Source organism: Bradyrhizobium sp. HKCCYLRH1034 (assembly GCF_051168375.1).
Classification (GTDB): Bacteria; Pseudomonadota; Alphaproteobacteria; order Rhizobiales; family Xanthobacteraceae; genus Bradyrhizobium.
The window spans coordinates 127165-142185 of sequence record NZ_JBNPUW010000001.1; the positions used below are offsets into that span (position 1 = coordinate 127165).

General features: G+C 63.0%; 14 protein-coding genes and 1 tRNA gene. 8 read left to right on the top strand and 7 right to left on the bottom strand.

Annotation, left to right across the window (positions count from 1 at the left end; all coding sequences use genetic code 11):
• Positions 1–140: 140 nt before the first annotated feature.
• Positions 141–1292, bottom strand: coding sequence for a hypothetical protein (locus tag ACQR0W_RS00565; RefSeq protein WP_409998607.1), 1152 nt, complete (start codon positions 1290–1292; stop codon positions 141–143).
• Positions 1293–1584: 292 nt separating this feature from the next.
• Here ACQR0W_RS00565 and ACQR0W_RS00570 point away from each other — a divergent pair, with 292 nt between their 5' ends.
• Positions 1585–1827 carry a zinc-finger domain-containing protein gene (locus tag ACQR0W_RS00570; protein WP_315714692.1) on the top strand — a complete coding sequence of 81 codons (243 nt, stop codon included), beginning with the start codon at positions 1585–1587 and terminating at the stop codon, positions 1825–1827.
• A gap of 10 nt (positions 1828–1837) precedes the next feature.
• Positions 1838–3037 carry an FAD-dependent monooxygenase gene (locus ACQR0W_RS00575; protein ID WP_315714693.1) on the top strand — a complete coding sequence of 400 codons (1200 nt, stop codon included), beginning with the start codon at positions 1838–1840 and terminating at the stop codon, positions 3035–3037.
• Between the two features lie 16 nt (positions 3038–3053).
• On the opposite strand, the gene ACQR0W_RS00580 is transcribed toward ACQR0W_RS00575, so the two are convergent.
• Positions 3054–3506 carry a hypothetical protein gene (locus ACQR0W_RS00580; RefSeq protein WP_316170255.1) on the bottom strand — a complete coding sequence of 151 codons (453 nt, stop codon included), beginning with the start codon at positions 3504–3506 and terminating at the stop codon, positions 3054–3056.
• A 30-nt stretch (positions 3507–3536) separates the two neighbouring features.
• Here ACQR0W_RS00580 and ACQR0W_RS00585 point away from each other — a divergent pair, with 30 nt between their 5' ends.
• Positions 3537–3797 carry a hypothetical protein gene (locus ACQR0W_RS00585; RefSeq protein WP_316170256.1) on the top strand — a complete coding sequence of 87 codons (261 nt, stop codon included), beginning with the start codon at positions 3537–3539 and terminating at the stop codon, positions 3795–3797.
• Positions 3798–4088: 291 nt separating this feature from the next.
• Here the strand turns inward: ACQR0W_RS00585 and ACQR0W_RS00590 are convergent, their stop codons facing one another.
• From ACQR0W_RS00590 to ACQR0W_RS00600, 3 genes are all read right to left on the bottom strand, one after another.
• Complete coding sequence (locus ACQR0W_RS00590; RefSeq protein WP_316170257.1) at positions 4089–4655, bottom strand: hypothetical protein; 567 nt, start codon at positions 4653–4655, stop codon at positions 4089–4091.
• A gap of 40 nt (positions 4656–4695) precedes the next feature.
• Positions 4696–5169 carry a hypothetical protein gene (locus tag ACQR0W_RS00595; RefSeq protein ID WP_315826227.1) on the bottom strand — a complete coding sequence of 158 codons (474 nt, stop codon included), beginning with the start codon at positions 5167–5169 and terminating at the stop codon, positions 4696–4698.
• Between the two features lie 442 nt (positions 5170–5611).
• Positions 5612–6655 (bottom strand): SphA family protein, encoded by a 1044-nt coding sequence (locus tag ACQR0W_RS00600; protein ID WP_315714978.1) that lies wholly within the window; start codon positions 6653–6655, stop codon positions 5612–5614.
• 908 nt (positions 6656–7563) lie between these two features.
• On the opposite strand from ACQR0W_RS00600, the gene ACQR0W_RS00605 reads away from it, so the two are divergent.
• The 5 genes from ACQR0W_RS00605 (at position 7564) to ACQR0W_RS00625 (ending at position 13316) form a co-directional block, all read left to right on the top strand.
• On the top strand, positions 7564–10050 hold the full coding sequence (locus ACQR0W_RS00605) for an arylsulfatase (protein ID WP_316170258.1): 2487 nt from the start codon (positions 7564–7566) through the stop codon (positions 10048–10050).
• A 179-nt stretch (positions 10051–10229) separates the two neighbouring features.
• Entirely contained in the window at positions 10230–11711 is a 1482-nt protein-coding gene (locus ACQR0W_RS00610) for a DUF1254 domain-containing protein (RefSeq protein WP_316170259.1), read from the top strand.
• A gap of 26 nt (positions 11712–11737) precedes the next feature.
• Positions 11738–12190, top strand: a complete 453-nt coding sequence (locus tag ACQR0W_RS00615) for a DUF2721 domain-containing protein (protein ID WP_315826231.1) — start codon at positions 11738–11740, stop codon at positions 12188–12190.
• A 311-nt stretch (positions 12191–12501) separates the two neighbouring features.
• A complete protein-coding gene (locus tag ACQR0W_RS00620; protein WP_316170260.1) occupies positions 12502–13140 on the top strand; it encodes a hypothetical protein in 639 nt (212 codons plus the stop codon).
• Between the two features lie 89 nt (positions 13141–13229).
• Positions 13230–13316: transfer RNA gene (locus ACQR0W_RS00625), tRNA-Leu, on the top strand.
• Positions 13317–13350: 34 nt separating this feature from the next.
• On the opposite strand, the gene ACQR0W_RS00630 is transcribed toward ACQR0W_RS00625, so the two are convergent.
• On the bottom strand, positions 13351–14076 hold the full coding sequence (locus ACQR0W_RS00630; RefSeq protein WP_315826237.1) for a Crp/Fnr family transcriptional regulator: 726 nt from the start codon (positions 14074–14076) through the stop codon (positions 13351–13353).
• Positions 14077–14341: 265 nt separating this feature from the next.
• Positions 14342–15001 (bottom strand): glutathione S-transferase family protein, encoded by a 660-nt coding sequence (locus ACQR0W_RS00635; RefSeq protein ID WP_316170261.1) that lies wholly within the window; start codon positions 14999–15001, stop codon positions 14342–14344.
• Positions 15002–15021: the final 20 nt, after the last annotated feature.

Here is a 15021-nt window from a genome sequence, read left to right on the forward strand (position 1 = left end):
GAATCCCGGAACGCTGGAGTGAAGCTGGTCGGACGAAGTCTAGATCATGATGCGATTCCACGGAATCGCATCATGATCTTATCCCTTTGTTTGAGCATGATCTTTTCGGAAAACCGGCTTCCACTTTTCCGGATCATGCTCTAGCCGCAGGACGCGGTTGCGGCCAGTTCGGGAGCGACGGCCGCGGCCTGCATCCGGCGCAGGCGGCGCCGCCGGCTCCGGTCGAGCCAGGCCTGGGTGGCCCGCTCGGTCATCGCCTTCAGCGATGCGACGAAGCTGAGCAGCGTCATCAGCGCGCCGAACAGCCAGAGCGCGAGATTGAATGCCCCCGCGGTCAGCAGCAGCGCGCCGCGGCCGAGCAGCTTCAGGATCGCCCGCGTCTGCCCGCCCTTGGCCTCCGCCAGGCGGGCCGCGCGGGCGATGTCCTTCGGTCCTTCGGCGAGCTTGAGCGAATCCAGTGCGCCGCGCGTGCCGGCCTTTTCGGTGATGCGGCCGACATCCTTGGCGAGCCGCACCAGCGCGCCGGCCTTCTCGGCGCGGAACGCCGCCCGGATCGCGGTCGCGGTCTGGCCCGGACGAAGCACCGAGCCCGAGGCCACCGCCTGCTGCAACAGCGGCGCATCGACCACCTCGCGCGCGGAGCGTCCCGCCCAGGCGGCGAGCCCCTCGCCGAGCCGGCCAACCTTTCGCGCATCCTTCACCAGCGTCAGCCCGGCCCGCACTGGCGCGGCGGTGCCGGCCGAGGCATAGGTTGCGGCGGTGACGGCAAGACCGGCCGTGGCCAGGCCCAGCACCAGGCGGTCGGTCTCCTCGCCCATCACCAGATGCTTGCCTTCGCGGACCGCGTCGCGGATGTCGCCGAACACGAAGAGATCGCCGGCTACCGTGCCGGACAGGCTCGCGACGTCGTCGGCCTGGCCGGTGACGAGCCCGGTCGCGAACCGCTTGGCAACGCTGGCCGGCGCCTTCTCGGCGGCCACCGCATCGCTCACGCGCTGCACCAGCCCCTCGTCGAGCACCACCTGCTGATCCCGCGCGAGCGCGACGAAGCTCTCCGCGAGATCTGGATCGCCGGCGGCGAGCGCGTCCTCGATATTGCTGATGATCCGCGCCGGATCGTTCTGCAGAACGGACGCGATCTGAAGCTCCGACAGCCTCGCCGGATCGTCCTGCGCCACGACGATGGCTCCGGCCCCATAGGCGTGCGGCCATATCGCAGCGCCGACCGCGGCGCTCACGGCGAGCCCGGCCAGCGCCAGACCGAGTCCCAGCTTGATTCGCTTCGAGATCACGCCGCCTTCACGTTTTCGCGGGAACGATGCGGAGAGACATAATAATTTTTGTGCCTGACACAACGGCCCCGACGAAAGAAGGGCTTCTCGGCGGCCCTGAGTTTGTGTCGAATCCACAGGCCACAACATAACGGCGTGCGTTGCACCAAACGCGGGTTCCCAGCACTAGGAATTGGCCTTAAGGCTCAGTATGGTCGCGCCGTTTTCGACGCGCGCGGCCGTGCGACCTCAGTCCCGTCCTGCTCCGTCGTGCTGACCGCATACGCTCCCGTTGCCACGCGAGGTGATACCGATGGCCGATAACATCGTCCCGCATTTCAACAACGATGCCGGAGTCCCCGTCATCGAGATCGGCTCGCATGAGTTCATGTGCGTGGGCGCCAATCCGCCGTTCGATCATCCGCACGTGTTCCTCGATCTCGGCAACGACAAAGAGATCATCTGCCCGTACTGCTCGACGCTGTACCGCTATGCGCCGGACCTCGCCGCCGGCGAGGCGCGGCCGCCGGAATGCGTGCTGAAGGACGTCGCCTGATCGGCGTGTCGTGGCATCGCGTACCGTCTATGTGGCGGGGGCCGGAATTGGCGGCCTGACGGCTGCGCTCGCGCTCGCCACCAAGGGCTTCCGCGTCGTCGTGCTGGAGAAGGCCGAACGGCTCGAGGAGGTCGGCGCCGGCCTGCAGCTCTCGCCCAACGCCAGCCGTATCCTGCTCGATCTCGGCCTGGGGCCGCGGCTGACCGCGCGTGCCGTGGTGCCCGACGCCGTCAGCATCATGAGCGCGCGGGCCGGCGGCGAGATCGCCCGCCTGCCGCTCGGCGAGGCCGCGAGCCAGGCGGCTGGCGCGCCTTATTGGGTGATCCACCGCGCCGATCTGCAGGCGGCGCTGGCCGCGGAGGTGATGGCGCATCCGGACGTCGAACTGCGGCTCGGCTGCCAGTTCGAGGACGTCGCCGCCCACGCCAAGGGTCTGACCGTGGTGCATCGCCGCGGCAATGAGCGCCGCCAGGACGTGGCGCTGGCGCTGATCGGCGCCGACGGCGTGTGGTCGGCGGTCCGGCACCACCTGTTTCCGCAGGTCCGCGCCGAGTTCTCCGGCCTGATCGCCTGGCGTGGCACGCTCGACGCCCGGCAATTGCCACGCGAATTGACGGCAGCGCGGGTGCAGCTCTGGATGGGCCCCGAGGCCCATCTCGTCGCCTATCCGATTTCGGCCGGCCGCCAGGTCAACGTGGTCGCGGTGGTTCCGGGGACCTGGAACCGGCCGGGCTGGAGCACGGAGGGTGATCCGAGCGAGCTGAAGGCGGCGTTCGCGCCGCCGCGCTGGCCCGCGACGGCGCGGCTGCTGCTCAATGCGGTCGACGGCTGGCGCAAATGGGCGCTGTTCGGCGTCCCCGAAGGCATCGAATGGACCGAGGGCAGCGTCGCGCTGCTGGGCGACGCCGCGCACGCCATGCTGCCCTTTGCAGCGCAGGGCGCGGGAATGGCGATCGAGGACGCGGTGGTGCTCGCCAAGTGCCTGAGCGAGGCGCGCCCGGACGGTCCGGGCGCGATCCCGGCTGCGCTGAAACGCTACGCCAAGCTGCGCCGCCCGCGCGTCGGCCAGGTGCAGCGCACCGCACGCAATCAGGGCCGCCTCTATCACATGACCGGACCGCTGGCGCTGGCCCGCGACCTCAGCATCAAGGCGCTCGGCCCGCAGCGCCTGTCGGCGCGGCAGAGCTGGATCTACGACTGGCGGCCGTAGGCGAAGCGGCCCGGTCTCAGTAGACCGAGCCGTCCCGCGGCAGGGTCGACGGCGTGCCCGCACCGGAGGCCATCGGCCGCGCGGGACGCGCCGGCTTGACCGGCTTGCCGGATTTCGCAGCAGCCGGCTGCGGTGCCGGGGTCTCCTGGCACTTGTTGCGGCGCCAGGCCTCTTCGGCGAACTGGGTCTGGCCACGGATCGCGATATAGTCGTTGCGATAGGCGACCTCGGCCACCACCGCGCCGCCGGCTCCGGTCTCTGCCTTGGCCATCAGGCCCTGCAGCTCGGCTGCGCGCCCGGCCAGCGCCTTGCGCTCGGCCTCGAGCTGCTTGCAGTCATAGAGCTCATACTTGGCCGGATCCGCGAAGGCGGTCGACACGCTGTCGCTCATGCCGGCGCAGCCCGACAGCAACGATCCCACCCCCAGCAGTCCCGCGGCCAGCGCGACGCAAAGCCGATCGCTGGTCATGCAGCCTCGACCGTGCGGCGGCGTCGAGCCATGGGCTCGATCCTGGGCTCGATCATGGGCCGATCGGCCGCGGACATCGGCCCGAACGGCGGCAGCATTCGTCTCTGCGATGGTCCTCGGATTCGTCACGCTCACCTCGCCCAACGACCGCCCCGCAAGGGATGCGGATCCGAATCGTTTTCTCGTGATGGGTCCGTGCCTTACAACGGCCGCTTCGTCCATGTCTTGCACCAGATGATCCCAGACCTGGCGAAGCGCTTCAACGCGAAGGCATCTCAAAGCAGCTGGTGACGGCCGGATTGAGGCTTTACCAAGGCGCTCGCGCTGGCTTGAGCAGGAGCTTCGTCAGGCACGCCATTGCCGGACGCTTACGGTTTTTCACCTTGATCCGGTCCCTTTCATGGTGCGGGCGGTCAATCGGTTTCGACACCATCCCCTCTTATCCCTTGCTGCGGGCGGCGGGGACAGGTCGGCCCCGATCTCGCCGTGCCCAAGGGAGCGACGAGGAGGCCGCCCGAGCGAGAGAAACAAGCTTCGGGGCGGGACGGCGGCGCCGGCCACAGAGCGCCGCCGTTGGCGAGATCAGCGATCGGCATCACCGATGCGAATATAGATGCGCGATCCATTGCAGATCTGAGCGTACTGGTTGCCATCGGAACGGCTGACCAATTGGACGATCGGCGCGGGCTGGGCGAATGTGATGGTCCGCGCGCCCTCGCTGATCACCCCAGTCGCATCTGCAACGTCGGCGACTTGCGTCAGCCCGGCGATCGGGCCGGTCAGGATCGTGTGGCTGTACGTGCCCGGCACCGCCTTGAGCAACACTCTCTCATCGGAGGCGATCGTGTAGGTGAACTTGTATGAGGTAACGCCGGTCTCGCCTCCGCCGGTGTCCACCGAGAAGTCCTGGACATCCATCATCCCGGTGCCATCGGCGCGAAGCACCATGACGCCTTCGACGGTGAAGGAAAAGAGCTTCAGCGGGCCGCCCTTTGGCGTGAAGTTCGAATTGAATCCGACAGCGGCCGGATTCCGGATGCACAACGATTTGCCAGCTAACGCATAGGTTCCGCGTAGACTTGCATGATCATTCGCAGACGCGGCCGTGCTTGCCGTCGCAGCGGCGGCCAAAATAAGAAAGCGGTGCATATGGTTTCCTCCCCGATCAGAACAATGGCTCGCCCTTACATCAGCGGTCGTCGTCGCTGAGGCGGGTCATGATGAGAGATCCATTGCAGATCCGGGCAAACTGGGTGCCATTGGAACGACTGACCGTCAGGACGGTCGGCGCGGGCGGAGCGAGGACGATGGCCCGTGCTCCTTCGCCGATGAATCCGCTGGTGTCGGGAACATCGACGACTTGCGTCAACCCGGCGTTCGGTCCGGTCAGGGTCGTGGAGCTGTACGTACCTGGCACCGCCTTGACCGACAGCTTGCCACCGGGGTCAATCGAGTAGGTGATCTGGTACGAGATATCGCTGGTCGTACCTTCGCCGGCGTCGACCGTGAAGGACCGGTTGTTCACCGTGCCGGTGCCGTCGGCGCGAAACACCATGACGCCGTCGACGGTGGTGGCGAAGAACACGACCGGACCCTTTGGCAAGAAATTCGAATCGAATCCGATCGACGCCGAGTTCTGGATACAGTCCGATGCGCCCGTCATCGCATAGGTCCCGTGAAGCCGACTGGGGTGATCATGAGCAAACGCCGCCGCGCTTGCAGTGATACCGACGAGGACCAGAATAGAAGAGCGATGCAAAGTAGCCTCCCTGATCGAATGATCGCCCTTGCGTGGGCTGGAGGTACCATATGCCGCAAAGATGACGATTAGTCGTTGTTAGTCACAAAGCTGCAAAATAACGCCACACTCGCAAGAGTTGAATGCTCTGCGGCAATTTCTCGTGCGAACAGCTCGACTCCAGCAGGCGCAATCTTCACATCAGTCCCCGCTCCTCGTGCATCCACAACCAGCCGTGCCGGATCCGAGGTCGTGTCCCCGGTGGTGGTGTAGCTAGCGGTGGGGCAGCGCGTTCGCCGGGGAGAGCCGGGCAGGTCAGCTGGCGATTGCCGGGGCGGGAGCTGGGCCGCCACGGCTCATCAAAGCCTTATTTCGTTATCATCCGCCTCGGTGGCGCGGTCGGCGTTGGTGCTGCCGGCGAGATGACAAACGTCACCCAGGCGTTCCAGCCGTCAGGCCGGTTTTCCGCGGCAAATTCCTTGTAGGCCTTGAAGTTGAGGTAGCCTTGCATGTCACCGACCGGGAAGATAAACCCGACCTGCGGGCCGACACCCGCGACCTGCGAGCGGAAGCAGCCGACGCGATCGCCGGAGCCGCTATCGCAGCCAAGTTGCTTGTAGACGTAGCCCACCAGCCCGATCTGGACCTGCTTGCTCAGGAATTGCGAAGCGCCCCAGTCGAAGTGCATGTCGACGCCGCTTTGATACTGCGTGTCAGGATTTGTGAAATTGTAGGTGAAGCCTAGCACGCCGGAGAGTTCATGTCCGCTCTGTGGATTGAAATAGGTGTAGCCGCCGCCCGCATCGATCGTCCCATGCCCGATCCCGATATTGGCGAGGCGCGTGGACTGGTAAGCGCCGACAGGGATGTCACCCATCACGTAGGTCATGTAGTTGTTGACGCCCGCGTTCCAGCGCAGTGCGAATTGGGGGATCAAATCGCCGAAGCCAGTGATGGAATCGCTGACGGAATCAAAGCGCGAGAACGGAATTGAGCCGCCCGGTGTTGAAAGCGAGCCCGTCACCAATCCATTGAGCGAGGTTGTATTTGCGCCGTAGATTCCGATCAAGCTTGCAGACGCCTGACCACCGAGAACCGGTGTCGCGAAGACGTAGGTCGCGTTCAGCAGGCCAAGATCGACGTTCGCATTGACGTTTGCGTTCAAGGTAGCTGTCAGATTCGCAGGAATACGGCCGATCTGGATCTCACGAGCGCGCGCCACGTCCCTGCCGGCAGACACTGAGGTATGATAGTAAATTGACGCAGCCGACCAACCGGGCTGCTGAGGCGTGGCGGCAAGGCTACCGAATGTGCCCGGAATCCAAAAGCTGATGCCGCTCTCATCTGCCGAGACAATCGTCGGTACTGATGCAATGGTCGCAAATGCAATAGCGCCAAGCGCCCTCGTCATTCTCATGGCAATCTCCTGCCGAACCACGACCCTCGCTCATAGTGAGTGACGAGCATGATGCTGACAGTATGACAGGCCGTACTGCGCCGGGCGATAGCCGTCACGATGACAGGGAACAATTTGCAACCGGATGTTGCAAGTGAAGCACAGTGTCGCCCTGGTCCGCCGCTTAGCAAAGAATTGCTTGTTTGTTCCTAGGGAAATTCACGCGGCTCTCTAAGAGACAGGACAGCCTCGCGCGTGATCATGAGAGAAACCAAGACAAACCTTGTCGCCGCTTGGGAAAGTGCCTTTTGGTTTCTCGTCTTTCAGGAGGCAGTTGCCAGCTACATCCATAGGGCCACGCTGTCTCCGCACAGCCATCTCCCAGGTCAAGACGATTGCCCTACTCGAGACGATCGCTCTTGATCGCAAGCCGATGCTTCGCAGAAAGCTTCTGCCAAGAAACCAACGAAACTGCAATCAAGGTGATCGCGAGCGCGGCGCCGACGACGGGATGATTGAGCTTGTAAGCGAGCATAGCGTATCGCTGTCGATCCAGGAAGACCAGGAAAGCTTGCCCTTGACGGTTTGAGACTCAGAAAATGTTCCCCATTGATTTCGCTCAAGGTCCGTTATTCGACTTGTTCGGTGCAGCACGATGCCGAACGTGTGCGCGTGTCCTGCTCTTCAATATTTCTTCGATATTTGATGGTTCTTTGCAGATGCCTGACCGGCGTGAGACATCGGCAGGTCCATACAATAATACAATAGATGAGCGTGCCCCGCTGGTTAGCACAGCCAGGCGATCGCATCTGCCCTAGGCGCCTTCGCGCGTGGGTTGATCTGCGTCAACGTCGCTCCTTGCGCCGTCCTAGAGGATCACAAGCATCTGCGCGGTTGCGCGCACCTCTTGGGGAGGGCCTGCGATGAATTTTCGTGCGATTGCTTCCATATTGTTTTTGACGTCGGCGATATCCGCCCCCGCGTTTGCACAGCAAGCGCAACCGACTACGCCGCCGCTCGGCTCCCCGGCCGCGACCATCACCATTCCGGGCGACCAGCTTCCACCGCCACCGCCGAAATTCGGCGGCACGATCACGGAGGATGCGAAGACCTCGAAGCCGTGGTGGCCTCCGACGGTCGTGCCGCGTAAAGGTGCGCCGAACGTTCTGCTGATCATGACCGACGATTCCGGTTATGGCGTGCCGAGCACATTCGGCGGGGTGATCCCAACGCCAACGCTCGATCGCATCGCCAAGAATGGCCTGCGCTACACCCAATTCCACTCGACGGCGCTCTGCTCGCCGACGCGAGCGGCTCTGATCACCGGTCGCAACCATCACTCGGTCGGCTTCGGCCAGATCAGCGAACTGGCGACTGGATATCCGGGCTATGACTCGGTCATCGGTCCGGAGAACGCGACTATCGGCCGGATTCTGAGCGACAACGGATATGCCACATCGTGGTTCGGCAAGAACCACAACACGCCGTCCTTCCAATACAGCGCGGCCGGTCCGTTCGACCAATGGCCGAGCGGGATGGGCTTCCAGTACTTCTACGGCTTCATGGGTGGCGAGACCGACCAGTGGACGCCGTACCTGTTCCGCGACCACACCCCCGTTTACCCGTGGGTCGGGAAGAAGGGCTACAACCTGATCACCGACATGGCGGACGACGCGATCCGTTACATGAAGGAACTTGACGCCGCGGCGCCCGAGAAACCGTTCTTCGTCTACTACGTACCTGGCGCAACCCATGACCCGCACCAGCCAACCAAGGAATGGATCGACAAGATCAGCAAGATGCGCCTGTTCGACCAGGGCTGGGAGAAGTTGCGAGACCAGATCTTCGCCAACCAGAAGCGATTGGGCGTGATTCCCGCAAACACGCAGCTCACGCCGTGGCCGGACGTCTTGCCGAAGTGGGATTCGCTCTCGGAGGTGAAGAAAAAGATCGTCATTCGCGAGGCCGACGTGTTCGCGGCCTATACCGCCTATGTCGACGATGAGATCGGCCGGGTGATCCAGGCCGTCGAAGACATGGGCAAGCTCGACAACACGTTGATCATCTACATCAACGGCGACAACGGCACGAGTTCGGAAGGCTCGATGATGGGTACGCCAAACTGGCTGACGGTCGCCAATGGCGTGCTCGATTTGCCGGAGGTCGAGTATCTTCGATATTACGAATCCTGGGGTTCGGACCAGACCTATCCGCACATGGCCGTGCCGTGGGCGTGGGCGTTCGACACGCCCTTCAAGTGGACCAAGCAGATCGCGTCGCATTTCGGTGGGACGCGGCAGGGTATGGCTATCTCGTGGCCCGGCCACATCAACGATGTCGGAGGCATTCGCCCCCAGTTTCATCACGTGATCGACATCGTGCCCACAATCCTTGAGGCGGCCGGCATCAAGGCGCCCGACATGGTCGACGGCATCAAGCAGAAGCCCATTGAAGGCGTTAGCATGGCGTACACGTTCGACAAGGCAAATGCCAACGCACCGTCGAAGCGCACGACCCAGTACTTCGAGATGTTCGCCAACCGCGGCATTTACCACGAAGGCTGGTACGCCGCGACCACACCACCCGAGCCGCCGTGGCTTGTCGGCACGAAGCCGCTGCCGCCGGTCGAGCAGTACAAGTGGGAGCTCTACAACCTTGCCGAGGACTTCTCGCAGGCGGACGACCTTGCGGCGACGAATCCCGAGAAGCTCAAGGAACTGCAGGCGGTGTTTGCGGCGGAGGCGAGCAGGTACCAGGTGTTTCCGCTGGATAACTCGGTGCTCCCGCGACTTCTCACGCCGCGGCCGAGTGGGACGGCAGGGCGAACGGAGTTCACCTATGTCGGTGAGAACGCTGACATTCCGATTGCCAATGCTCCCAGCCTCCTGAACAGGGACTACACGATCACAGCCGAGATCACCGTGCCCAGTGGCGGTGCCGAAGGGATGATCGCTACAATGGGCGGGAGGTTCGGTGGCTACGGCCTTTACCTGCTCAAGGGTAAACCAGTCTTCGTCTACAATCTTCTCAATCTCAAACGTTACCGCTGGGAGGGCGGCGTTGGAGCCGATGACTGGCTGGGCCAGGCGCTCAGTCCGGGTAAGCACAAGATCGTCTTCGACTTCAAATACGATGGACCCGGACTCGGCAAAGGCGGCAGCGGTGTCCTTTCGGTTGACGGCCGAGTGCTGTCGCAACAAAAAATGGAACACACGATTCCATTCATGATGGCGATCGATGAATCCATGGACGTTGGGCTCGATACCCGCACCGCGGTCGATGATAGCTATACGCTGCCATTCCGATTCACCGGCAAGATCGACAAACTGACCTACAACATCAAGCCGGAACAGTTGGCTGAGGAAGATCTCAAAGCCATGCAGAAGGCCGCGACCAAAGCAAACGACTAGCCTGGTCATTCCCAGCAAAGCAGTGGGGAGCAAAAAGCTCCCCACTCTCAGAACCCGATATGTTCCGGGCGTCATCTGCGGTGGTCTCCCTCTTCCACGGCTTGCGACCGAAAGACGGGACGTTTCGAGCTTAGGTCAAATATGGGTCGAGCGGCACGCTAATGAAAAGGAGATCGCTCATGAGTTCATCTGCTGGACAGGAAGGCATTTCGCTTCATCGCCGCTGCCTGCTCACGACCGCACTCGGTGCCGGGCTGGGCACAGCCTTGTCATCCACAAGAAGCGAGGCGGCCGGCCCGCTGCTGCGCGCACTCGGCGACCTGAAGGGCGATGTCGAGGAAGAACTGGCGTATGTTCTTGCGTTGGAATGCTATGTCTACGGCTTTCCGCTTGTCATGATGGACGCAACCCGAGCGGTGATGACGGCCACGTCGAAGTCCGAACAGTATAAAGCGCCTGTCAACCAGTTCGGCAGGATGCGGACTTATGTCGATCCGGATTTCAAAGACTGCGTCCGCATCAGCGTCAACTCCCTCTGGGCGTTTTCATTCATCGACCTGGACAAGGAGCCGTTCGTCTATTCTCAGCCTGACACTCAGGGGCGATACATCATCATGCAGGCGCTCAACATGTGGACCGACGATTTCGCCTCGGCGGGCAGTCGGACGACCGGAACTGGCGCCGGAAACTTCCTGATCGCCGGCCCCAAATGGAACGGTGTTGCGCCCAATGGCATCAAGCAAACGTTCCGTTCGACGACCCGCTACGCATCTGTTCTGGTCCAGATCGCATGCGACAGCCCCAAGGAGTTCGTTGCAATCAACAAGCTGCAGGATGAATTGCAACTGACGCCGCTCAGCGCCTGGGGCAAGTCCTACACGCCACCCTCCGATGTGCCGATCGACACCAGTGTCGATACAACGGCGACGCCGTACGATCAGGTGCGGCTCATGACCGGCGAGATGTTCTTCAAGCGCCTCGCCGCTGCGTTGAAGGACAACCCGCCTTACCCTGACGACGCCAAGACTATCGACAAGCTCAAGCGCATCGGGATCGAGGTCGGCAAGGACTTTGAACCGTCCAAGCTCGATCCGGCCGTTCTGCGGGGGATCAACCGGGCGCCGGCCGAGGTCTGGTACAAGCTGGAAACAGGCCCCTACACTGCGCCGACCGTCAACGGCTGGCAGGGCGCGCTGAATATCGGTCGCTTCGGTACCGACTACACCACGCGGGCATTCATCGCCTGGTTTGGATTGGGGGCGCTGACATCGGACGATGCGGTCTATCCAACCGCCTTTGTCGATGGCGACGGCAACGTGCTGGACGGCGCGGCGAAGTATGTTCTCCATCTGGAGAAGGACGAGATATTCCCATCCGAAGCTGGGGTCTGGTCGGTCTCGCCCTATCGCGAGAATTTCTATGTTCGGAACGCGATCAACCGCTACGGCATAACTTCGGCGATGCCGATCAAATACAATCCAGACGGCTCGCTCGATATCTACATCCAGGCGCAATCACCAGGCGCCGACAAGGAAACGAATTGGCTTCCGTGTCCGCCGAGCCTGCCATTCAATCTCAGCGTCAGGGTCTATCAGCCCAAGACTGCCCTTAAGGACGGGACGTTCAAGATCCCGCCCGTCCGGCGTGTTCGCGACACCTGAAGAACTTGCAAGGACTGCGCGAGGAGATGGACAGTGTAATCCAGTTGGTGCCGGTAACGCCTTCAATCGACCAACTGGCACGGATCATCGGCAACGTGGCGGCCCCGGCTTTCCTGCTGGGAGCCGTCGCGTCCTTCATCTCGGTTCTTATTTCCCGCATCAACCGTGTGGTCGACCGGGCCCAGTTCCTTCACGGCATCACCGATGATGATGCTTCAAAGGCTTACCTCAAGACGGATATTCCCCGGCTGCGGCACCGGGCTTCGCTCCTGAACAGGTCGCTGTTCTGCTCCATCCTTTCTGCGATCCTCACCGCCCTCATCATCATCGTTGCCTTCATCAGCGCCCTGTTCGATGTTGCCCACGAATATGGCGTGGCGCTGCTGTTCATGGCTGCGCTGCTGACGTTCTGCGCTTCTCTCATCGACCTCGCCCGCGAAACCCGAATTGCACTTCACGACAACGACCTGCGCGTGTAAGTCTTCCAGGGCAGTCGAGGGGTGATCGGATGTGACGAAGAGGTCTCGGAAGAGGCGCGGGCGTCAGAAGGCCACCGCGACGGCCCGGCCTGAACAAGCCCTTCGACTCCTGCTCAACGCTCCGCGCCAACATTCCGCTTGCGGACTGCCGCGCTGTTGGCAATCGGGTCGGGTGCGCTGTTTCCTCTGCTTGCAAGCGGGCTGTCCTGGTTCAAGACGCCGGATACCTCGTCTCAGCCGACCAGCGTAGCAGAGCTGAGCTTTGTCGGCAGCCAAGCGTGCAGCGGCTGCCATCAGGCGGAGACAGGGCTATGGCAAAGCTCGCAACATCGCCACGCTATGGATCACGCGAACGACACGTCGGTCCGCGGCGACTTCAACGATACAGCGTTCGAATATGCCGGAACGCGCTCGCGCTTCTTCCGCAAAGACCGGAAATTCTTGGTCGAGAAGGCCCACAAGGCCGATCCCAACGCAACCGCGAGTGGGAGTGGCAATTCGCGCGCGAGAACGCTCCGCTCGAAATCAAGATTTGCCTGTTCCTCGCACGTTACAAGGCGCGCAAGAACGACAAATTCGTGAACCTACCGGTGCTGCCCGAGTTGCAGGCCTTCATGGGCGAGCTGAAGGTGCAGCGGGCGGACGGGCTGATCGCTGTCCGCGACGACGGGACGGTGTGGCCGTCCGAGAAGGAGATGCAGACCCGGGTGAGCCACTGGCTGCGCGACCGGGAGCGCGCCGGCCACATTGGCGCCGGCACCACGCTGCACGGTCTGCGCGTGTCCTACGCTGCTTGGTGGAGGCGCAACGGCGCCAACACCCGCGAGGTGGCCGATCTGATCGGCGACGAGTCTGAACGCATGGGCGCCCACTATACCCGGCACGTCGAGGCCGAGCAGAACATCATCCGGGCATTCAGCAGGATCAAATACGGTCAGGACAAGGCGTGAACGGGTTTTGTAACCGAAATGGAAAACGCAAGGGTTCGATTGGAAAACATTTGCCGGCCTGGAACGAAAAAGCTATGGAAATCAATAGGGCGGACGTGGCGGAACGGGTAGACGCAAGGGACTTAAAATCCCTCGATGGCAACGTCGTGTGGGTTCGAGTCCCACCGTCCGCACCAGCTATGCTCACCTTCCTTGACCGCCCTGCCCGGCTCAGTTCAACGCCGCCAGCCGCTCGAGCTCGGCGAGATCGGTAACCTCCAGCCTGCCCTCCGAGATCGTCAGGATCTTGCGATCGCGAAACAGCGCGAGCACGCGGCTGACATGGACCGAGGTCAGGCCGACGGCGTCGGCGATGTGCTGCTGCTTCAAGGGAAACGGATAGCGGTGGTGCCGGACCACACCGTCCACCGCGACGCGCCGCATCAGGCTGAGCAGCAGATGCGCGATCCGACGCTCGGCCGGACGCTGGCCGAGCACGGTGATGAGCTCGTAGGAGGCCCGGCCGTTGTCGCCGAGAGAGCGGAACACCTCCATCATGACCAGCTCGTCGGCGCGGCACTGCTTGCGGACCTCCTCGCCATCGAGCCGGCTGACCTGGACCTGGGTCAATGCCTTGGCCGAGAAGCTCATGCCTTTGGCGAAGATCGCCGCCGGCGAGAAGATGTCGCCCGGCAGCAGGAAGCGCAGGATCTGGCGGCCGCCATCCGACAACTGGATGTAACGGAATGCCCAGCCGCTGCAGAGCACGAGCACATCGTCGCGCGCCTCGCTCTGGCATTTGATCTGCTGGCCGGCCCGGACGGTGAAGAACTGCTGATGGAGCCGCGGCAGGGCCGACTGCTCCCGGCAGGCCTTGAAAAGCGCGGCACAGAATCCGGAATCGACGTGGGTGCAGGAGACGCAGCAGCCGGGGAGATCGGGTTCTGATCGCAGCATCAAGGGGTGCGCGCGCTTGCGTCCAATCCGTCCCGCCGACCCGGCTTCGTCATTCGGTCATCGGGACGCTGTGGCGGTCGATCGGGGGCGGCGGATGCCGAGGCCCTTCGACCTACGTCGCAGCTAAAATGGAACCGGCCCGCCGCGATATAACCTGGATTAATCACGCGGCTGAAAGTCGCGTATCCATGCCGACGGCCGTCGCAGCGCGATCGCTCGCTTGGGCTTTGGATCTCACCCGAAGCATCATTGACGCCGCACGCGCCTACGCCGCCTGCGCTCGCGCCGTCAGCTCCGCCATGGTGGTGGACTTGAAGCTCGGTCGCGCCTCCAGCCGTTCGATCCAGGCGACGAGGTTGGGATGGCCGGCGGTCAGCTCCGCCCATTCCGGCGTCAACGACAGGAAGCTCGCCTGCGGCGCGGCCTGCAGATCGGCCAGCGACAGATGATCGCCGACCATGAACGGCTGCTCGCCGAGCAGCCGCGACAACTCGGCGATGACAGTTCTCGCCTGCGGCATCGCGCGTGCGATCGCGGCCTCATCGGTGGTCGTGCCGAAGAATTGCGGACCGACGATGCGCTGGAAGAGGATGACGTTGCACACGCCCTGGAACAGGTACCAGTCGCTGACGTTCATCACCTGGTCCATGCGCGCGGCCTGCCTGACATCCGCGGGCGTCAGGGCCGGCTCGGGCAGCACACGATCGAGATAGCGCAGGATCGCCTGGGTCTCGTACAACACGAAGCCGTCATGCGCGAGCACCGGCACGCGCCCGAAGGGATGACGCGCCAGATGCGCCGCGCCCTTGGAGTCGCCCGGCGCCAGCGCCGCGAGCCGATACGGCGCGCCTTTCTCCTCCAGCGCGATCAGCACGCTGCGCCCGAACGGGCTCCCCGGCACGGAATGGACGACGAACTCGGACATCACGATCTCCCTCACGCAGA